Annotated in this window: 19 protein-coding genes; 10 read left to right on the top strand and 9 right to left on the bottom strand. The window is 42.2% G+C overall.

The annotated features are described in order from the left end of the window. The first annotated feature begins 190 nt into the window (after positions 1-190). Positions 191-1300 (top strand): mandelate racemase/muconate lactonizing enzyme family protein, encoded by a 1110-nt coding sequence (locus tag IEV61_RS16340; RefSeq protein WP_229747176.1) that lies wholly within the window; start codon positions 191-193, stop codon positions 1298-1300. 98 nt (positions 1301-1398) lie between these two features. Then, on the top strand, positions 1399-1734 hold the full coding sequence (locus IEV61_RS16335) for a hypothetical protein (protein ID WP_188418122.1): 336 nt from the start codon (positions 1399-1401) through the stop codon (positions 1732-1734). A gap of 27 nt (positions 1735-1761) precedes the next feature. On the opposite strand, the gene IEV61_RS16330 is transcribed toward IEV61_RS16335, so the two are convergent. The 4 genes from IEV61_RS16330 to IEV61_RS16315 all read right to left on the bottom strand — a co-directional run bounded on the left by IEV61_RS16330 (position 1762) and on the right by IEV61_RS16315 (position 5388). After that, positions 1762-3108: a deoxyguanosinetriphosphate triphosphohydrolase gene (locus IEV61_RS16330; RefSeq protein ID WP_229747189.1), complete on the bottom strand. Its 1347-nt coding sequence runs from the start codon at positions 3106-3108 to the stop codon at positions 1762-1764. 114 nt (positions 3109-3222) lie between these two features. Next, the gene (locus IEV61_RS16325; RefSeq protein ID WP_188418120.1) at positions 3223-4593 is read right to left on the bottom strand and encodes a dipeptidase; all 1371 of its coding nucleotides are present in this window, start codon (positions 4591-4593) and stop codon (positions 3223-3225) included. 356 nt (positions 4594-4949) lie between these two features. Further along, positions 4950-5147 carry a hypothetical protein gene (locus tag IEV61_RS16320; protein ID WP_188418119.1) on the bottom strand — a complete coding sequence of 66 codons (198 nt, stop codon included), beginning with the start codon at positions 5145-5147 and terminating at the stop codon, positions 4950-4952. A gap of 46 nt (positions 5148-5193) precedes the next feature. Then, positions 5194-5388: a hypothetical protein gene (locus IEV61_RS16315; protein ID WP_188418118.1), complete on the bottom strand. Its 195-nt coding sequence runs from the start codon at positions 5386-5388 to the stop codon at positions 5194-5196. Between the two features lie 167 nt (positions 5389-5555). Between IEV61_RS16315 and IEV61_RS16310 the strand changes: the two genes are divergently transcribed. Further along, positions 5556-7001: a tetratricopeptide repeat protein gene (locus IEV61_RS16310; RefSeq protein ID WP_188418117.1), complete on the top strand. Its 1446-nt coding sequence runs from the start codon at positions 5556-5558 to the stop codon at positions 6999-7001. Between the two features lie 11 nt (positions 7002-7012). Here IEV61_RS16310 and IEV61_RS16305 read toward each other — a convergent pair whose 3' ends face one another. From IEV61_RS16305 to IEV61_RS16295, 3 genes are all read right to left on the bottom strand, one after another. Next, positions 7013-7309 carry a hypothetical protein gene (locus IEV61_RS16305; RefSeq protein WP_188418116.1) on the bottom strand — a complete coding sequence of 99 codons (297 nt, stop codon included), beginning with the start codon at positions 7307-7309 and terminating at the stop codon, positions 7013-7015. A gap of 214 nt (positions 7310-7523) precedes the next feature. Then, the gene (locus IEV61_RS16300) at positions 7524-7892 is read right to left on the bottom strand and encodes a helix-turn-helix domain-containing protein (protein ID WP_188418115.1); all 369 of its coding nucleotides are present in this window, start codon (positions 7890-7892) and stop codon (positions 7524-7526) included. Between the two features lie 338 nt (positions 7893-8230). After that, on the bottom strand, positions 8231-10519 hold the full coding sequence (locus IEV61_RS16295; protein WP_188418114.1) for an ATP-dependent helicase: 2289 nt from the start codon (positions 10517-10519) through the stop codon (positions 8231-8233). Positions 10520-10700: 181 nt separating this feature from the next. On the opposite strand from IEV61_RS16295, the gene IEV61_RS16290 reads away from it, so the two are divergent. The 4 genes from IEV61_RS16290 to IEV61_RS16275 all read left to right on the top strand — a co-directional run bounded on the left by IEV61_RS16290 (position 10701) and on the right by IEV61_RS16275 (position 15068). Further along, positions 10701-11348 carry a hypothetical protein gene (locus IEV61_RS16290; RefSeq protein ID WP_188418113.1) on the top strand — a complete coding sequence of 216 codons (648 nt, stop codon included), beginning with the start codon at positions 10701-10703 and terminating at the stop codon, positions 11346-11348. A 129-nt stretch (positions 11349-11477) separates the two neighbouring features. After that, positions 11478-12386 (top strand): SDR family NAD(P)-dependent oxidoreductase, encoded by a 909-nt coding sequence (locus IEV61_RS16285; RefSeq protein WP_188418112.1) that lies wholly within the window; start codon positions 11478-11480, stop codon positions 12384-12386. Positions 12387-12525: 139 nt separating this feature from the next. After that, positions 12526-14544, top strand: a complete 2019-nt coding sequence (locus IEV61_RS16280; RefSeq protein ID WP_188418111.1) for a thioredoxin domain-containing protein — start codon at positions 12526-12528, stop codon at positions 14542-14544. Positions 14545-14567: 23 nt separating this feature from the next. Further along, on the top strand, positions 14568-15068 hold the full coding sequence (locus IEV61_RS16275; protein ID WP_188418110.1) for an FKBP-type peptidyl-prolyl cis-trans isomerase: 501 nt from the start codon (positions 14568-14570) through the stop codon (positions 15066-15068). A 75-nt stretch (positions 15069-15143) separates the two neighbouring features. On the opposite strand, the gene IEV61_RS16270 is transcribed toward IEV61_RS16275, so the two are convergent. Further along, positions 15144-15839 (bottom strand): hypothetical protein, encoded by a 696-nt coding sequence (locus tag IEV61_RS16270; protein WP_188418109.1) that lies wholly within the window; start codon positions 15837-15839, stop codon positions 15144-15146. A gap of 328 nt (positions 15840-16167) precedes the next feature. On the opposite strand from IEV61_RS16270, the gene IEV61_RS16265 reads away from it, so the two are divergent. Next, positions 16168-17016, top strand: coding sequence for a hypothetical protein (locus tag IEV61_RS16265; protein ID WP_188418108.1), 849 nt, complete (start codon positions 16168-16170; stop codon positions 17014-17016). A 33-nt stretch (positions 17017-17049) separates the two neighbouring features. Next, positions 17050-19863 (top strand): outer membrane beta-barrel protein, encoded by a 2814-nt coding sequence (locus tag IEV61_RS16260; RefSeq protein ID WP_188418107.1) that lies wholly within the window; start codon positions 17050-17052, stop codon positions 19861-19863. Positions 19864-19922: 59 nt separating this feature from the next. Here IEV61_RS16260 and IEV61_RS16255 read toward each other — a convergent pair whose 3' ends face one another. After that, positions 19923-20141 carry a hypothetical protein gene (locus tag IEV61_RS16255; RefSeq protein ID WP_188418106.1) on the bottom strand — a complete coding sequence of 73 codons (219 nt, stop codon included), beginning with the start codon at positions 20139-20141 and terminating at the stop codon, positions 19923-19925. 110 nt (positions 20142-20251) lie between these two features. On the opposite strand from IEV61_RS16255, the gene IEV61_RS16250 reads away from it, so the two are divergent. Beyond that, positions 20252-21316: a fatty acid desaturase gene (locus IEV61_RS16250; RefSeq protein ID WP_188418105.1), complete on the top strand. Its 1065-nt coding sequence runs from the start codon at positions 20252-20254 to the stop codon at positions 21314-21316. The last annotated feature ends 236 nt before the right edge of the window (positions 21317-21552 follow it).

Here is a 21552-nt window from a genome sequence, read left to right as displayed (position 1 = left end):
TTAGTCAGTCCCGCTACCTTAAAAAAGAGGTAAACAAGCGGGCTATAAGATTTGATAAGTTACAAATATATCTGAGTAACGCAAATATAAACTAAATTGTGTGGGTGCAGCTACAATTATGCACACAATTTTGTAAAATATTTTACAACAGCCGGTCATTTTAAAGGTTATAGTATTATTCAACAATTATATGCAACAGCACATTTATATTAAACACATAGATATTTACCGCTTTAGCATTGCAATGGAACCCTTTACCATTGCTACCGGTACTATGCGGTATGCCCAAAATGTGCTCATTCGTATTCATACAGATGCAGGCTTCTACGGGGTGGGTGAGTGCTCGGCCTTCCCCATGATTGTTGGTGAAACACAGGATACCTGCCTGGCCATGGCCCGCGATTTTGCCAAACTGTGGGACAGTCAGGATGCGCTCGATATCCCGGCACGTATGCAGCAATTGCATGATTTTACCGCCGGTAACTATACCATTAAAAGTGCCTTTGACATGGCGCTGTATGATATTGCCGCTAAAAATGCGGGACTGCCTTTATATAAGTTTTTAGGTGGACAAAAGCGCGAGGTGGAAACCGACATCACCATAGGTATTGCCGACCCCGAGGCAATGGCTCAAAAAGCAATAAAATTTAAAGAAGGCGGAGCTACCATACTTAAAGTAAAGTTAGGTAAAGATGCACAGCAGGATGTTGAGCGTATGAAAAAGATTAGGCAGGCTATAGGCCCGCAAATGCTTATCAGGATTGATGCCAACCAGGGTTGGAGCTTCGATGATGCCGTGTATGCCTTGCAGGCCATGGGCGATTTGGGTGTGGAGTTTTGCGAACAGCCTATGCGTACCTGGTACAATAGCCGCCTGCCCCAACTCATGCAGCTATCGCCAGTTAAAATTATGGCCGATGAAAGTGTTTACAGCCATCATGATGCTCGTCAGCAAATAGAATCTGGCTCTTGCCATTATATCAATATCAAACTGGCTAAATCAGGTGGTATATTGGAAGCTCTGAAAATTCATGATTTGGCTGCCGAACATCAGGTACCCTGTATGATGGGTGGAATGCTGGAAAGCCGCATTGCCCTGAGTGCCAAACTGCATTTGGTTTACAGTTGTCCCAATATTAAGTTTTTTGATATGGATACCTGTATGCTGGGTCACCTGGAAGACCCTTGTGTGGATGGGGTAACCCATAACGGCTATCATCTTCATATTAACGATACCCCGGGTATTGGTGCCGATGCCGATCCTGAATTTTTAGATAAGTGCGAGCATTGGCGAGTTTAGGTAATTTTAGTTCAAAGCTATTTTGCTGCAAACAAATATCTTAGCTAACACTTATAACGCAAGCAAGCTTGATTATTAACTATTTATCTGAAGACAATATGATATTTATTTGGAAAGGCTATGGTTTCTTAGTTCCGTTTATTGCTGCTGCAGTGGTTGCTATAACTACGCTCTTGCTTAGCGCCATTTTTCACCCCAAACAACCTTACGATGTATGCATTGGGGTATTGGCAGCCGCAGTAGCTATTTGGTATGCAGGAAACCACTTTAATTCGCCAGCTAAGGATAGGGTAATGATTGATAAAGCGACCGGACAAGAGTTTTTAATAAAGCCCGATCATTCCCTGTTTTTTATTAAAATGCAATACTGGGCTTATATTGTGGGGGCCATTGGTTTGTTCTTTCTGATTGCCGTGCTATTTAGCAGTAAATAGTTGTTGATTTTTACTGAAGTATATTGCTTAATGAATGGCAGGGAAAGAGATGCCTTTAATATTCCGGTACAGTTCCACAGCATACAGGTCTGTCATCCCTGAAACAAAATCGAGTACGCTTTGAATTTTCGAGTATACATCGGTGTTGCGGGTAATAAATTGCTTTGGAATAAGCGCAACTAACTTGGCATCGTACTTAGAATTGTTGTTGATGAGCGCCGGTATAAACTCTTCGAGTAAACCGCCCATAACTTTATAACCGGCTACCTCAATTTGCACAACTGATTGGTAGTTGTAGATTTTTTCTACAGATATTTTGCTGATGTTCATCCATGGTGTAAGGAAAGGCTCGTCTAATGCATCGGTAAGTCCTTGGTTGAACGTGCCGTTTAGTATAGCTTCCTGATTGTCTAAAAAAATCTGTGAACAGGCCGTAACCAGGTTGTTAATTGCCTTGGCGCGCATAATACTTACTTTGGCATCCTCGTCTTCAAATTCGGTTTCTAACCAGCTACCCATGCGTATGCTATTGCATATGGGCATCAGTAGCTCCTTTATTTTTTCATAGGAAAGTATTTTTAAGCGGTGCGCATCCTCTAAGTCAATAATACTGTAACAAATGTCGTCGGCGGCTTCTACCAGGTAAACCAATGGATGACGTTTGTAAATGAGCGGATGTTCGGCCTCCTTAATTAAACCCAACTCGTTGGCTACTGACTGAAATGCTGCCTGTTCAGATTGGAAAAAACCATATTTTTTTTGATGGATATTGCCCTTTACATGCCCAGCAATGGCAGCGCATGGGTATTTTACGATGGAAGCCAGTGTAGTGTAGGTTAACGCAAAAGCACCATTCCCTTTACCTGTAAAAGGATGTGTCAGAATGCGAAAAGCATTAGCGTTGCCTTCAAAATGGATCACATCCTGCCACTGTTCGTCCGTTAAATGTTCCTTGTATTTAATACCGTCTCCGTCGGTAAAATATCTCGACATAGCCGATTCGCCCGAATGGCCGAAAGCTGGATTGCCCATATCGTGAGCTAAACAAGCGGCTGCCACAATATTTCCTACCTCACTAATGAGCGGGAGGCGGATGTCAATGTCTGCTTCCTGCTTTTTAAGGTTGTTGTAGAAGATGGTTCCTAATGAGCGGCCCACGCTGGCTACCTCCAAACTGTGCGTAAGTCGGTTATGCACAAACACACTGCCAGGCAAAGGGAAAACCTGGGTTTTATTTTGCAACCGGCGAAATGGCGAAGAGAAAATTAAACGGTCATAATCTTTTTGAAATTGCGAGCGGTCGTAATCATGGTCGGCCTTGCTATCGCCTTGAACACCCCAGCGTTTTGCCGAGATCAGTTTTTCCCATTGCATCATAAGTGCTGCAATTTACAAGGAATATTTGAATGTGAATGTAGCAAGTCTTATAACAAACAAGCCGGCAAGTAATGCTTGCCGGTTTGTTTGTTTATTTATTATATGAAAAGCTTACTTACTCAACTCCGCATAGTGCTTGTAAAACAGCGGAATAGTTTCAATGCCTTTGTAGTAATTAAATATATCGTACTTCTCGTTAGGAGAATGCAATGCATCACTGTCTAAACCAAAACCCATGAGTACGGTTTTAATGCCTAATTCGGCTTCAAATAGAGCAACAATAGGTATGCTGCCGCCACCGCGTGTGGGTATGGGTTCTACGCCAAATGCTTCGGTAATTGCTTTTTGAGCAGCCTGGTAAGCCACGCTATCGGTAGGCGTTACCACCGGTTCTCCACCGTGATGAGGGGTAACCTTCACTTTTACATAAGGCGGGGCAATACGTATAAAGTGCTCGGTAAACAGTTGCGTAATTTTTTCTGAAGTTTGATTAGGTACCAAACGCATCGAAATTTTTGCGTTGGCTTTTGATGGTAGCACGGTTTTGGCGCCTTCGCCAATGTAACCACCCCATATGCCGTTAACCTCTAAGGTTGGGCGGGTACCGGTACGCTCCATGGTTGAGTAACCTGCCTCGCCCCAAACTTCGGCTATATCTAAATCTTTTTTGTATTCTTCTTCGTTGTAGGGAGCCGAGTTTAACGCTTTACGTTCTTCATCGGTTAGTTCCACTACATCATCGTAAAAACCCGGTATGGCAATGTGATTGTTTTCATCGTGCAACGACGCAATCATTTTAGCCAGTATGGTAGCCGGGTTAGCTACCGCTCCGCCATAAACACCGGAGTGTAAATCGCGATTTGGGCCAAACACTTCAACTTCCAGGTACGACAAGCCGCGCAGGCCGGTTTCCAGTGAAGGGGTTTCCATGCTGATCATAGAGGTGTCGGAGATCAATACCACATCAGCTTTTAACCGCTCTTTATTCTCTTTTACAAATATGCCCAGGTTGTTTGACCCAACTTCTTCCTCGCCTTCTATCATGAATTTGATATTACAAGGCAATGTGTTGGTTTGCATCATGAGTTCAAAGGCCTTTACATGCATGTAAAACTGGCCTTTATCATCACAAGCACCACGGGCATAAATCTTACCATCGCGAACCGTAGGTTCAAACGGTGGTGTTTCCCAAAGCTCCAAAGGATCGGGCGGCTGCACATCGTAGTGGCCGTACACCAATACAGTAGGCTTGGTACTGTCAATTATTTTTTCGCCGTAAACAATAGGGTAACCTGCTGTTTGGCAAACCTCAACATTATCTGCGCCTGCTGCGCGTAATTTTTCCGCTGTATAATCCGCTGTATTCAAAACAGCTTCTTTGTACTTCGGATCGGCGCTAACCGATGGGAAACGCAACAAGTCAAACAACTCGTCGAGCAAACGCTGCTTATTTTCTTCGATGTACTGTTTAATAATTTGCATATCTAAATTGCTAAGGCAACAAAGATATAATTTATAAATACCCAAACAGGTATATAAGCATCATCAAAAAATATCGCCGTAAAGTAAATTAATCCACACCGGGAATTATTTACCAACATTATATTGCTTTTCAAAAGGTAACTAATAACTTATGAAAGCTATTTTGCTGCTTGTTAAGGTATTATTTTACAGAGAAATCTTTACAATGCTTATTCACAATAAGTTTAAAATCATTTCGCAATAATTAAACTACCCTTAACTTCAAGGCTATATGTATATATTTGTATAGCCTATAATAAGCTAAAACTGTTATATTATAAAGCCTTGCAAAAATTGATATGAAATCAACTGATTAATTAAATTCCTCCGTCGGCTGTGCCTAAAACGTTTTTTGAACTTCGGGCAGGTTGTTTACTAAGCGAAGCTTTTGCTTCGGCCAACTTAATGGTTGCTACTGTAGTAGTTGTTGCGGGTTTTCCCTGCTGTACATCGCTCCATGAGTACATGGTGCCTGCGCCAACAAATAATGCAGAAAGTAAGATCAGCTTTTTCATAGAAACGGAGAATGAATTATTAATAAAAAACAGGGCCTTTAACAGATCACGGTTTTTTAGGAGGAGTAGGACGATCAACACCACCATCACCGGTACCTAAGCAATTTTGGCATTCTGAAAGTTCATCTTCAGTAGTAGCAGATAATGACTTGGCAACAGGAGTTACGTTGTTTTCTTTAGTGCAAGAAGAAATGATTCCGGTTGAAACAAAGAAAGCTGCGATTAAAAAAATCTTTTTCATAATAATATGTTTAATAGTGTTTTATGTGTGTTATTTAAAGTAACACTGCAAATGTAAAGAAGTTTTTAATATCGCCAAAAAAATAAAAAAATAATTTTTCGGCCTATTGCATCTCCATTCTTTATATATTTATAACATTTGATACGACATACCGTAATAAGGCCTAAATGAAGAGATTTTTTGCTTGTATAATTCTATTGATTGTTATTAGTAGCGCGTCATCGGCACGTGCCGGTATCAGTAGTATAAAGCAAGATACCACCCAGGTATTAGACTTAATTGCCAAGGGTTTTGACATGCGTTTAACCGACGCCTCGCAAACTGTAAAGTATGCCGATAAAGCTTTATCGCTGGCCAACAAAGTTAACTTTGCAAAGGGTGCTGCAGACGCATATCGTATTAAGGGTTTGGGCGAATATTATTTAGGCAATAGTGAAAGAGCAATTGAAAGTTATCTTCTCGCTTTGGATAAATATCAATCTATACAAAGCGTTATAGGTGAGGTTCGTATATATCTTAACATCAGCTCGTTATATATGAGCATTGATGCAGATAAATGTATTGAATATTTAAATTCGGCAATGGATCTTTACAAGTCGGGGAAGATTGCTAATCAAAATCTTTTAGCTTCTTTATACCTCAATTTCGGGAACATTTACCAGCTTCAGAAAAACTATTCCAAGGCTCTAAACAGTTACCAAAAGAGCTACAGCATTATCAATAATATTGGCAATCCTGAACTGGAGGTTACTTTGCTGCAAAATTTGGGTGTAATAAACTACTCAACCGGGGCAAAAGATAAGGCGAAAAAATACTTGTTTGATGCGTTGAACAAAGCCAAAGAGCTGGATCTGAATCAACGTGTAGCTCAGATCAACGTTACACTGGCCGAAATTTATGTGTCGGAACAAGATTATAATAGGGCCGAAGCCAGTTTAGTAGAGGGTAAGGCTTATGCTGCACTTGTGAAAAATGAGGGTGTTTTGCATGATTACCAATTGACTTCTTACCAATTGGAACTTAAACGCAAGAATTATGAGCAGGCGCTTAAATACTTGCAGGTTATTTATCAGCAGGATAGTATTAATTACTCTTCACGAACTTCTGCTGCCATCAGCCTGTCGCAGGCCAAATACCGTCAGGAAGCTTTGAGGCAAAAGAATGAACAAATATTACTCAGGCAGCATTATGACCGCATTATATTTATTGCCGTAGTTGTACTGGCTGTATTTTTAGTGCTGGTAATTGTACTGCTTATTAACAACGTAAAACGTAAGGCCGATACCAATAAAAAGTTAACGGCCTTAAACGCCGAAGTATCTAACCAAAAAGATAACCTCGACCGGATCAATCATCACCTGGAAGAGATCATTGACGAGCGCACAAAAGATCTTCAGTTGAAGAACAGGAAGCTTTCAGAATACTCTTCGCATTTGTCGCATCAAATACGCGGACCAATTGCCACTTTAAAAGGACTCATGAACCTGGAAAGGGAGGGGCTGGTAAGTCAGGAAGAATGTATACAGATGATGATCAAGTGCGTATCGGAAATTGATGACAAAATCATTGATATGAGTGATATGCTTCACAATCCTGAACGTGCCGGTTTCTAACACCAATGATGTTAGCCTAACTTGAGCATAGGTAAACTTGAGTGTATCTGCGCTTCTAGCAAGCCTAAATAAACACAATACCAGGCCACCATTTCTAAAATCAGTAACTTACGGTGCTTGCGATAGCCCTGAGTCTCAAATGCAAGTGTTTCGTTACCTGCGGTAACAAAGAATCTTACTTCACCCTTGCGGGGTTTAAATTTAGATTTTAACAGATCAATTACTGTTACCTTAAGTTTGGTATCTGGGTCGTGGATGGTACCTAACTTTACTGCTGCATCTGGAGATGTTGAAAGCAAATAGTTCATTGTCATAATCTGTAATTTTTACAACTACACCGCGACAATTATTACTCCAAAAACATTTAAAAAGTTCATTTAATGGAAAATGCCGCAATAATTGATTATAAGTAAACGGAATTAACCTATCGTTTAATCAATTGCTGCGGCATGGGCCATAAAACCTTAAGTGGTATCTTTTTAATACAACATAAGTGTCAGTTATTACAAACAGCGTACGTATTTATACGGCAACAGATTTTCTGTTATGTAATTCTTCATACAGTTCAATAACCTTACGTTGTAAATCAGCAATTTCTGCTTCACGATCGGTTAGCTTTTTTTGCGCTGCACTCATACTCGAGTATTGCTTTTCGGTTTCGGTTAAACCTAAGCCTAATAATTGCACTACACTAATCTCGTAGATGTTTGCAATTTGTTCCAGGCGCGAAAGATTTACATCCGTGATACCCGTTTCAATTTTTGAAAACGCGGGTATTGAAATTCCTAAACGGCTGGCTACATCCTCCTGGCTCCAGCCACGCTGATGGCGCAGTGTACGAATGTTGTTACCTACCGAATTTACTGCTTTGTTGTTGATTAAGGCACTCATAAAATTTGTTTAAACACCTATTAGGGAAAAGGGTGTATACCCTAATGTTCAAAGCATATGCCATGAAACAGAAAGGGCTTTTTTACACTAATAATCAATTATTATGTTCATTACAGTTAAACTTGTTGATTTAATTCCCCAATTGTTGGGTAATATTTTAGTAATGAATTACTCATATTGTGGTACATACGATAACAATGTTGTTACAGATTTCCTTTGTATTAATAGATTTTAGTTAGACGCTTAAAGCAAATTTCGTTTAACGATTGTGCAGAAGAAATATCCATAAAACAAAAAAGCCGCTAATTAGCGGCTTTTTTGTTTTAGTTTAAAAGTAATTAACTCACAATTCTGAGTTTGGCAAACTTAAGAAGTAACTGTTTTTGACCAATTTCCTTGAAAAATATAGTGGCTTTAATATCAGGTTTATTGCCTTCCAGGTTAATCACCTTGCCAAAGCCGAAACGTTCGTGCTCCACTTCCATCCCTACTTGCAAGCCCGAAGTATCTGACGGAGCAAACCCCGGCGATGGTACGTGTGCTTTGGCCAGCAAGGATGTGGTTTTAACCGGTTTGCCGGCCGGTGGGGCAGTGGCAGCCTTGGGCTTTGAAAAAGTATCGGCATTGCGGCTCCAAGCTTTACGTTCATCGTCGAAGAATGGATTGCCAGTTTGAGGCTTAGCTTTAAAATCAAGTTCCAGGTATTGCGCATCTATTTCATCTAAAAAGCGGCTTGGCTCGCAATTAATGAGTGTGCCAAATTTAAAGCGCGATGTAGCATAACTGATGGTCAATTTATTTTCGGCCCGGGTTACAGCCACGTAAAACAAGCGACGTTCTTCTTCTAAATCGGTGCGCGAATTAAGCGACATTTGTGAAGGAAACAAGTTTTCTTCCAAACCCACCACAAACACATGCGGAAACTCCAATCCCTTAGAAGAGTGGATGGTCATTAACGAAACTGTATCGGCATTGGGGTTTTTGTCGTTATCGTCATTGGTTAGCAATGCTACATCCTGCATAAATACATCCAGGCTGCGCTCCTCAATATCTTCTCGTTCCGAAAATTCCTTAATCCCGTTCAACAACTCCTGGATGTTTTCATATCGGTTTAAGCCTTCTACCGATTTATCTTCATACAGATCTTTTAACAAACCTGAATGCTGGGCTATATGCAATGCCGCGTCATAAGCCGAAAGTGTTTTGGTAACCACCATAAAGCTCTGGATCATGGTAGAAAACACGCCCACACTCGAAGCACTGCGGCCATCAAGGTATTTACCCGGTTCAACAATCACCTCCCATAGGGTAATGTTGTTTTGACCAGCCGATAAGATAATACGATCTACCGTGGTATCGCCAATGCCCCGGCGTGGGTAATTAATTACGCGCTTTAGCGCTTCTTCATCGTTAGGGTTAAAAGTAAGCCTGAAATATGCGATCAGATCTTTGATCTCTTTACGCTGGTAGAAGGAGAGTCCGCCGTAAATTTTGTAAGGAATATTAAGCTTGCGTAAAGCTTCCTCCATAGAGCGCGACTGTGCGTTGGTACGATACAGAATAGCAAAGTCGTTCCACTTTTGGCCATTGGTACTACGCTCTTGCATTATAGCCTCGGCCACGGTCTTACCTTCCTCGTTATCGCTAAACGCACGGTTTACCTTGATCTTATCACCATGGTCTTTCTCCGAAAATACGTTTTTCTTAAGCTGTTCCTTATTATTGGAAATAATGCTATTGGCAACGTTCACAATATTTTGGGTAGAACGATAATTCTGTTCCAGCTTAAATACTTTTAAGTCCGGGTAATCTTTTTCGAAATTGAGGATGTTTTGGATGTTAGCCCCGCGGAAAGCATAGATACTTTGTGCATCATCGCCCACCACACAAATGTTCTCATTTATGGCGGCAAGCTTTTTCACAATAAGGTATTGCGAAAAGTTGGTATCCTGGTACTCATCTACCATTAAGTATTTAAACTTGTTCTGATATTTGTAAAGTACGTCGGTATGTTCTTTTAAAAGACGGTTAGTTTGAAAAAGTAAATCATCAAAATCCATAGCGCCCGAACGGAAACAGCGGGTAGCGTACATTTCATATACTTTACCCAGGTGCCCGCGACCGTTGGCATGATCATCAGATTGGATCTGCTCGTTTTGCTGATACTCTGCCCACGATACCAAATTATTTTTAGCGGCCGATATACGGTTGTACACATAGTTTGGGCTATACAGCTTATCGTCTAAATTCATTTCCTTCAACACGGCACGCAGTACACTCTTGCTGTCGTCGGTATCGTAAATGGTAAAATTACTGGGGTAACCTATCTTGGTGCCTTCAACCCGAAGTATTTTTGCAAATACGGAGTGAAAGGTACCCATCCAAATATTTTTGGCTTCGGGGCCCACAACTTTGGTAATACGCTCGCGCATTTCTTTGGCTGCCTTGTTGGTAAAGGTAAGCACCAGTATATTAAAGGCATCAACGCCGGTATGTATAAGGTGAGCTACCCGGTAGGTAATAACACGCGTTTTGCCCGAACCTGCACCCGCTATGATCATTACAGGGCCGTTAATTTGTTCGGCGGCACCGCGCTGCTGTGGATTTAATCCCTCTAAGTAATCCAAATCTTTTTCCTCTTTTCTTGAACTGCGAAATTAAAGTTTTAGGCCGAAAGCCGAAAGTATAAAGCCGAAAGCTTTCAATTCATTTTGCGTGACGCCATCCGTCGGGCATACCGTGCCATCCGTCCGAAAGTTTGTGTTCCGCTAAGTATTAAACGTATTTTTAACTAAATCTTATCAGTATATGGAGTGGGCTCACCGGCTTAATATTATAATTCATATTTGCTTTGGCAGCATTGCTTTGTTGCTGGGCCTTATTACCATGATTGTGCCTAAAGGCAAAGGCTTGCACATTAACACTGGCCGTTGGTATGTTAGAACCATGGTTGTGGTGGTGGTAACGGGTTTATTTGGCGTACTTATTTTTAAAAGAAGCATTTTTCTATTGGTGGTTACTGTACTAAGCGGGTACACCGCCTGGAGTGGTGTTAGAACTTTGCGGTTAAAGGGTATGAGGCCATTGTGGTATGATTACGTAGTGCCTTCAGTATCGTTAGGCATTGCCGGCGGCTACGTATATTACTTGCAGCGTACCGGCATGTTTTGGGCTCCTGTAGTTACCTACTCTATATTGGGTGCCTTATTGGTGGTTTGTTTATATGATGTTTTTCGGGCAGTTATGTCTGTTGAAGTTCGCAAGCGGCTCTGGCTATCAGAGCATATTTATAAAATGACCAGTTCGTTTATTGCCATTACTTCTGCTTTTACCGGAACGGTATTTGGAGATTATAAACCGTATAGCCAAATCTTGCCCGGCCTATTAGGGTGGATCTATATTATTGGCGCTATAATTTATTTCGCCCGGCGTAAGCCAAAGCCCGCTTTAAATTGATAAGCAGATCACTAATCATGAAGGCTACCTTTGGCGCTTAGGTATCCATAATTCTAAGATTATTTCTTTCGGAGAAAATTAATAAACTAAAAATGGATTTTGTGGTTGTTTATAGTAAATATACAAGCCATGACAACTACTCAGAAATACGCATTAATAACTGGCGGAACCAGCGGAATAGGTTACGAACTATCTAAACTGTTTGCCAAAGACGGATACAATCTCATTATTGTAAGCCGCAGCGACGAACGTCTTGATGACGTGGCCCGCCAATTTGAACAGCAATACAACATACAAGTTAAAACCTTGGCTAAAGATTTGTTTAAGCCCGGCGCAGCAAAAGAAGTTTATGAGCAAACCACCCAATGGGGTATTACTGTTGATGTACTGGTGAACAATGCCGGCCAGGCAGAATACGGCGCCTTTGCCGAAACCGATTTGGACCGCGATATTGACTTGGTGCATTTAGACATTATTGCGCTGATGAGTTTGACCAAGTATTACCTTAAAGATATGCTTGCTCGTAACGAGGGCAGAATCTTAAACCTTGCTTCGTCTTTAGCCAAATCGCCTACGCCTTTAATGGCCGTATACGCCGCTTCTAAAGCATTCGTACTATCTTTTACCGAGGCTTTGGTGCAGGAAGTAAAAGATACTAACGTAACGCTGACGGCATTAATGCCTAACGCTACCGATACCGACTTTTTTCATAAAGCAAACGCCACCGATACTGTTGCTTACAAAAAATTGGTCTTTTATAAGCCAGAGGAAATTGCTGAGGCAGCTTACGAAGGTTTAATGGCCGGTACTGACAAGGTAGTGCCCGGTATCATCAACAAGGTACAAACTGCGATGAACAATACGCTGCCCGATAGCGTGGTTACTGCCATGACAGGCGGTATAACGGCCGAAAGCACCAGCGGTAAACAACATACCGAACATGAGGCATCGGCCGAAGAACGCACACATATTAATAATAAGACAGGTAACAGCCAGGGCGATTTAACCTCACACGAGGGCCATGTGCACGAAGACTAAACAGTTAATTAGATGAGCGCATATGCCGTATTGCTTAAAGCAGTACGGCATTGTTAGTTTTAAGGAGATAAGCTTTAGCTTAGCTTAAATTTTTATAATTAAATTAGGACATCCACAATCGAAATCCGATATATAATATATGAACCGTCTTTCCCAATCAGCATCTCCATATTTATTGCAGCATGCCAATAACCCGGTCGATTGGTACCCATGGGGTGCCGAAGCGCTAAAAAAAGCTAAAGATGAGAATAAACTCATACTGGTTAGCATAGGCTATTCGGCCTGCCACTGGTGCCACGTTATGGAGCATGAAAGCTTTGAAGACGAGCAGGTGGCCACTTTAATGAACGAGCACTTTGTTTGCATTAAGGTAGACAGGGAAGAGCGCCCCGATGTAGACCAAATTTACATGAGCGCCGTACAATTGATGACCAACCGCGGCGGCTGGCCTTTGAACTGTATTTGCCTGCCCGACCAGCGGCCCATTTACGGCGGTACCTATTTCCCAAAAACCGACTGGATGAATGTTTTGATGAGCCTGTCAGACTTTTACACCAACCGTCAGGATGAGGCTATTGAATATGCCGTACGGTTGACCGAAGGGATACAACAGTATGAATCAGTAGACCTGATCACCGAGCAGCCTGAGTATACCAAGGCAGACCCAGAAGCCATTGTAAACGCCTGGAAACGTTACCTGGATAAAAAGGAGGGAGGTATGGCCCGCGCGCCAAAATTCCCTATGCCCAACAACTGGCAGTTCTTAATGCGGTATGCACATTTAATGCAAGATAGCGACATCGCACAACAAGTAAAGTTAACGCTGCACAAAATGGCTTTTGGTGGTATTTATGATCATATTGGCGGTGGTTTTGCCCGTTACTCGGTTGATGGTAAGTGGCATGTACCGCATTTTGAAAAAATGCTGTATGATAATGCACAACTGGTTGGTTTGTATGCCGAAGCTTATACTTGGAACAAAGAAGAACTGTATAAAAACGTAGTAGAAGAAACCATCAGCTTTGTTCAGCGCGAATTAACATCGGCCGATCACGGATTTTATTCTGCGCTGGATGCTGATAGCGAAGGCGTGGAAGGTAAATTCTATACATTCACCAAAGCGGAGGTCGAAGAAATTTTAGGCCATGATGCCGATGTGTTTTGCATTTATTACCATGTAACCGAAGAAGGTAACTGGGAAGAAGAGCAAACCAATATATTTTTACGGCGCGAGGAGGATGAATTACTGGCCGGTCAGTTAGGGATGGGGGTAGAGCAACTGCGAGGTAAAGTGGCAGCAGCCAAACACAAAATATTTGAAGCGCGAAGCCACCGCATACGCCCAGGCTTGGATAACAAAATACTGGCCTCGTGGAACGGGTTAATGCTTAAAGGCCTCTGCGAAGCTTACCGTACCTTCGGCAAGGAAGAATACCTGCAATTAGCGCTAAACAATGCTAACTTCATCACCAGCAACCTTATTAAAGAAAACGGCCGGCTTATCAGGATATATAAACCCGGAGCAGTAACCGACCAAAATCACCAGGTAGCTTTTTTAGATGATTACGCACATGTAATTGAAGCATTTATGGCCTTGTACGAGGTTACCTTTGAATTTAGCTGGTTAGCGCTGGCACAACGGCTGGCCAATACTGCCATTGAACATTTTTATGATGCTAAAGATGGTATGTTCTTTTACACCGCCAATGATGATGAAGAATTAATTGCCCGAAAATGCGAAATTATGGATGGCGTTATTCCTTCTTCTAACTCGGTAATGGCACGTAACCTTCATCAACTAAGTTTGCTGTTAGAAAATAGACAGTATGAAGATATAGCTGCGCAATTGCTGCGCAACGTAATGCCGTTTATGGCAAAATATGGTTCATCATACTCCAACTGGTCTATGTTATTACTTGATGAAGTTTTTGGAGTTTATGAAATAGCCATTACCGGTAATGATGCTCAGCAATCGAGAAAAGAGTTTGAAGAAAATTATATTCCTAATAAAATAATGTTGGGAGGCACGCAAGAAAATTTACCTTTACTGCAAAATCGCGTAGCCGAGCAAACCCGTATCTTTATCTGCAAAGATAAAACCTGCGGATTACCCGCTAACACGGTAACGGAAGCCTTAAAACAAATTGCGCTTTCTTAGCTTTTAATAAAAATAATTATCCAATGAAGATTGAACCACAACACGTCGTATCGTTAACTTACGATTTGTATGTTAACCAGCAAGACGGCACAGAAGCTTTGGTTGAGAGTGCAACCCAGGAGCAGCCATTAACATTTTTGTATGGCGCAGGCCAAATGTTGCCAAAGTTTGAAGAGCATTTAAGCACGCTTTCAACCGGCGATAACTTTGACTTCAAATTAAGCGCTGAAGATGCTTATGGCGAATATAATGACGAGGCGGTAACCAACCTGCCTAAAGAAATGTTTGATGGTACAGATATGCCTGAAGTAGGATCTGTATTACCGTTACAAGACAACCAGGGCAACCGTTTTCAGGGCCAGGTAGTATCGGTAGTTGAAGATTCGGTAATTGTTGATTTAAACCACCCGATGGCTGGTCAGGAATTACATTTCAAAGGCGGTATCATTAACGTGCGTCCGGCTAACCCGGAAGAATTATCTCATGGCCATGCACATGGTCCGGATGGTCACCACGATCACTAATCGGCTTTTATAAAGTACAAAAAAGGCTGCCTTGCAATTGCAAGGCAGCCTTTTTTGTATATAGTGTATCCTACTTTAAAGCCTGATCAAGTCTGATTTGAAAAAAGAGCAGGGCACAACTATTCTCACTGCCGTGGGTTCATTGTTCAGCGTAGCCGGAACAAAAACTTTGTCTTCGTCAGCCAATAAGTTCAAATTAATGTTGAGCACCACATCCTCGTATTGCCTGGTTGCCCACATGGGTGTGATCCTCAACTTATACCCGGCTAAGCGGCCAAGTGGTGTGATCAATAATTCCATTAAAACCAGGTCTGTTTCGTTACTTAAGTTAGCAAGGTTTTGCGGAAGCTTAATCACATTTATATAAGGCAGATAACCAAAGTAGTTGCCGCCAATACGCACAGGGCGGCTAAATACTGGGTTGTTTTTTAAAGAATCATCTACCACATACCTAATGTGTGAGGTAGTATCTTGCGGTGCCTCGTATATGAGCGTTAGTTTATCATAATTAAAGCGTTGGCTCACTTTGCCTTTACTGTCAAAAAAAGTCCAGGTACCGGTTTTTTTATTCTTGGTATAATTACCGGCAGCTACCAGTACCTTTTTTAGGTAGGCAGAATACATACCTTGTTTAACTTCATAATCGCTTTTGAGCACATGGTACTTTTCGGTTACTTCGGGCGTAAGTTTACGGCTGCGCTCAACCGTTTCCTGTGCAAAACAATTGTGGCTTATCAAAAGCACACCAAGGCATATAAGTAAATTTTTCACGGGGTATTTGTAAAATACAATAATAGCAAAGTATGAGTTAATGTTTGCTGCAAATTAGACCGACCGGCGGTTTTATAGTTTAATGGCCGAATTTAATTAATAATACATTTACACTTATTGTGTAACAAGTTTGCACCATAATCCATTGTATTTAATTTATTACTTGACAGGTTGATATAAAATGCATTAAGCTGCTAAATTTGGTTTGTTAAGAACAACCGATGCGCTAATTCGTAAAAATGTTCATCGGGTTATAAACCAATGTAAAAATCTAAAGTCTTACCAGCTGATTTTTATCATTACTCACTTTAAACCAAACACAACAATTATGCAGTTGCGAAGCAGCATTTTAACCACGTTTACAGGGATTTCTTTTGCCATGCTATCGGCCCTCCCGGCATTGGCTCAGCAAAATGCAGATATATCTGCCGGTGTAAAGGCACCGGCTACCGTTAAAGTAGATGGTAAATTAACTGAGTGGGGCAACTTGCCGGCTTACAACAAAAGTACTACTTTACGCTATACCCTGGCCAACGATGCCAAAAACCTATACCTCGCCATAACTTGTACCGACGATGCAAATATTAATAAGTTATTGGGCGGCGGCTTAACCTTTACCATTAACACCGATGGAAAGAAAAAGGAAAAAGATGCAGTGGTAATAGAATACCCTATGGCGGGCCGTGGCGGTATGCGGGGTTTCAGACCGGGCGGCAACCGTGGCGGACAAGGCGCCACCGCACCCGATACTGCCGCTATTGTAGCTGCACGTAAACAAAGCGCAACCGCGGCCAAAGAGTTAAGCGTTACCGGCATCAAAGACATTACAGACACGCTGGTGTCTATTTACAATACTTACGGTATCAAAACCGGGATCAGCTTCGATGCCAAGGGCAGTATGTTTTACGAACTGGCCATCCCTTTAAATCTTATTGGGCTCAGTGCAGATAAAAGTACCGAGCTTGCCTACAATCTTAAACTAAACGGTATTCAATTTGGCGGTAACAACCGCGACCAGGCGCGCCAGGGCGGTGCCGGTGGCAACAGGCAAGGCGGCGGAGGCGGCTTTGGCGGTGGTGGTAACGGCGGCGGCGGTAATTTTGGCGGTGGTGGTGCCTTGATGGAAATGATGACGCCAACAGATTTTTGGGGAAAGTACAAGTTAGCCAAACCGTAAAACCTTCTCTATGTTCAACTATAACCTTACACAATGAAGAAACTTATACTTTTAATCGTTTTGATTACGGTCACGTGCGGCGTTTATGCCCAGGTGCCCGCCAGGAGCGGGGCCGCAGCCAAGCCACCATTACCCTTTAGAGAAGTAAGCGGTATTATTAAAGACAGTATCGACAATACCATCATAGGCGCTACGGTAAAGCTCAAAACAGGCACCGATAGCATGCTTACCACCACCAATGCCGATGGTATCTTCGTTTTCAAAAACGTAAAATCGGCTACCTTCGTTTTAAGTATCACCAGTATAGGTTTCAGGCCGGTGGTGAGAAAAATGCTCAACAACGATGCCGTGCCAAGGCTGGTGCTGGATCCGATCATCTTAAACGGCCAGTCGAACCAGTTAGCTGCCGTGGTGGTTAACGGCACGCCCAGCATCACTTATAAAACTGATACCGTAGAATATAAAGCCAGCGATTATAAAGTGCGCCCAAATGCATCGGTTGATGAATTGCTGAAGAAAATGGAAGGTATGGAAGTGGGCACCGATGGTTCGCTTACACACCAGGGGCAAGCCGTAACCAGGGCTAAATTGAACGGCAAGATATATTCGGGCGGTAATCTGGCACAAGCCATTCAAAACTTACCGGCGGATATTGTTGAAAAAATTCAGGTGGTGGATGATTACGGTGATCAGGCCGCCCGTACAGGTATTAAGGACGGTGACCCCGAAAAGGTGCTGAACATTACCACCCGCGCCGATAGATCGGTAGGCAACATTGCACGCTTAAGTGCCGGTGCCGGTAACAATGACAGGTATGAGGCCCGGGCATTTTTACAGCGTATTAACGGCAACCAGCAAATAGGTGTGATTGGTGATTTCAGGAATACCGTAAATGGCGTAGCTTCTACAGGTACCAATGGCGGTTCGGCCGGGGGAGGGAACAATAACAACAGCAACAGTGGTTCTGGTGGTACTACCACTACCATTGCACCTACCATAAGCTTCGCCGATCAGTTGAGTAAGAAGGTGCAGGTAAATGGTAGTTATGGCTATAGCATTAACAAAGTGCACGCCATTACCAACAGCAATGGCGAGCAGTTTTTTAACACCATACCGGCCAATCGTGGCGACAGTACGATTTTCTTCACCAACAATGGCGATTCACAAAACAATAGAATCAATCACAAGCTCGATTTTAAGCTGGATTACCAGATAGACAGCGCCAACTATTTACAGATAACGCCGACCATTAACTTCACATCGTCAGACAATACCAATACCTCATCACGTTTTGAAACTGGTTTAAGGCATCAGGACAGGTTGGGCGCTAACAACAGTTACAATAAAACGCCAAACTGGGGAGGACTTATTCTTTATCAGCACATCTTTAAGAAACCAAGGCGTAACTTGTCGTTCCAGTTCAACTATACCAACTCAAACCAGGAGGTAGACAATGAGCAGAACAACACCATCAGATATTATTTACCTACCGGTAATGTAGATTCACTGGTTCATCGTTACATTGAGCGTGATAATTTGACCAAAAACATTCGGACAAGCTTTACTTATGTGGAGCCGTTATCGCTATCATCACAACTGGAATTAAATGCGCAGGTAAATTACCGCGGATACGATAACACGGCTTACACCAGCAATATATCAGCCAACGGGCAGCGGTTTTTGATAGACTCGTTAAGTAATGTTTACGATTATTCGTTTACCGAAACCCGCATTGCGTTAAATTACCGGCTTACAAAAACCAAATATAATTTTTCATTGGGGCTAACTGCTGTGCCAACCAATTTGCGGGGCACGCGGGTGAGTCAGGGAAATATAATGACTGACCAAAATTATTTTAACCTAATCCCTATTGCACGCTTTCAGTATGCGTGGTCGCGGCAGCAAAGGTTTACCCTCAGTTACCAGGGTAATCCGTCCGAACCGTCTTTTAACCAGATACAGCCCGTGCGCGATGTGTCAAACCCGCAAAACCCGGTAGTAGGTAATCCCGATTTGAAACCGGCTTTCAGGCATGCTATTAACACGCAGTATAATAACTACATCTCCAATTCAAGGCTCAACCTGTCTGCCAATGTGGTGGCGGCTTTAGTCAACAATCAAATTGTGACCAACAATGTGCGTATTCCTGATGCTTATGGGGCATTTAAAAACGAAACCCGTTATGTAAACTTGAACGGCAGTTACAATGTGAATGGTAACTACAACATCTCCAAACAATTGGCCGATCGTAAGTATAATTTATCCTTAATTGGAAGTGTTGGTTATAATCGCACCGTTTCCATGCTGAACAACGTGCAAAACTTTAGAAATACCTGGAGATTGAACGAGCGTTTCGGGCCAAGGATTAATCCTAACGAGTCTATAGAAGTGAATCCGTACGTTGCTTACGATGTGACCCGCAACTTTTTCGAAGCCAACCCAGCATCCAACACCGATATACGTACCACAGCTTTAGCCATTGATGGAAGATTTTTCTTCATGAAGAATAGAACCTTGCAAGTGGGTTATAGTGCCAGCAAAAACTTCATTACCGGTATCAGCAACAATATAAGCCGCAATCCATTTGTGGTAAATGCTTATATAGAAAACGAGTTTTTCTCCAAACGTAACTTAATCGTACGTTTACAGGTTTTCGATGTACTTAAACAAAATAACTTTGTAAACCAGGTAACTACCGAAAATGGTTTTACCAATACCTTATCAAATGCGTTAAGCCGTTATTTTATGTTAAGCGTGCGTGCCAATCTTCAAAAGTGGACCGGTTCGCCATCGCGTAACGGCAGGCAATTGCGCAGGAGGGGAGATGGTAGCTTTATTGAGCCATAGGCCAATTGAAACGCCAACAAAAGGTCATTCTGTAAAATTCAGAATGACCTTTTTTGCATTTAATAATCGATCAGCTGCTCGCCGATGCTTTGAATTTCATCATTGCTGAAACCAGCATTTACAAAGGCCGTCCAGGTGTACAAAGTGTCTTTGTAGATGGTAATCGTAAAATCGTCGGTAATAATATCGTAATATGTGCTTTCGCCCTCAATGTGAGGGTGAACCGTTGATGCTATTTGCTGGCCGTTAATGGCCAGGGTCAATCCAAAGTCTTCCATAATACGTATAACATAATACGGGGGGCAAGGTTGTTAATTAATTTAGAAATATTCTGAATAATTTGCCTACCTTACACACCACTAATTAATTGTAGACTGATACTTAATATATGGCATTTATAGATAGTGTGTTACGTGAGCCATCTTATGGCTGGAAAACTGTTGAGGGAGATTTATCTAAGCCGACGCCCGGCGCTATATTCAAAGAGTTTTTTAAGAGACTAAACATTTTTGCCGACCGCAAAAACTGGCTTTCTTTTACCAGTTGGATGATGATTGTGGTTTTGGGCACTTGTTTAGGCTTTTTTATTTTCAAATACTTTAGCTGGAGCTTAGTGCTTGTGGCCTTCTTATATAGTATGGTGGTAATGGGTTCGCACGGTACGGTTTGGTACCACAGGTATTGCACCCACAGAGCATATAAGTTTCGCAACCCCGTTTGGCGTTTTATAACGCAAAATATTACCCTTAAGATAATTCCCGAAGAAATTTACGTGATATCGCACCACGTGCATCATGCTAAGTCTGATCAACCCGGCGATCCTTATAATGCCCAGGGTGGTTTCTTATACTGCTTTCTGGCTGATGTTAACCACCAGCCCATTGCGCAAAACATGGATGAAAACAGCTACGGTCGCTGTGTAAAACTCATGGCCCATACCGGGCAGGTTTCCAACACGTATGCGCAATACCAAAAATGGGGAACACTGGCTAACCCGGTGCGTACTATAGGTGGAATTTTATTGAACTGGGGATTTTGGTACTTCGTGTTTTTTATGATTGGCGGACATGCCCTGGCCTGCACCATTTTTGGCGCTGCCGGTTTTTGGGCAGTAGGTGTGCGTACCTTTAACTACGAAGGACACGGAAAAGGTAAAGATATGCGCCAGGACGGTACTGATTACAACCGCGACGATATGTCCATCAATCAACTATGGCCTGGTATTGTGGCCGGCGAGTGGCATAACAATCACCATTTATACCCAAAAAGTGCACGTTCGGGCTTCTTGCCGCACCAGTTAGATTTAGCCTGGTGTTATATTAAACTGTTAAACATGTTAGGCGGCGTAACCGAATACCATGATTCTAAGAAGAAATTCTTACAAAACTATTATCATCCGCATAAAGAAGCTAAAACGGTAATAGATACCAAGAAATTGGTAGCAGCCAAATAATAAAAAAGAGACATGCGATGAACATGTCTCTTTTTTTGTTGAACCTTTTCTCATTGCGGTTAGCGATAGCGACGTGGCAAGTATAAAGACGAGCGTTTACCACGCTAACGCTCGCAATTGTAAGGGTTTAGTAATTCGAGGACAAACAGATGATTTAAGATATGTTGTTTAGGGTGGTCATTTCGATAGGTTTTTTACCGCCTATACCTTGATGTGGCCTTTCCCAGTTGTAATAG

This window comes from Mucilaginibacter galii (genome assembly GCF_014635825.1).
Taxonomy (GTDB): domain Bacteria; phylum Bacteroidota; class Bacteroidia; order Sphingobacteriales; family Sphingobacteriaceae; genus Mucilaginibacter; species Mucilaginibacter galii.
This window is presented reverse-complemented; position numbering and strand designations above follow the sequence as displayed.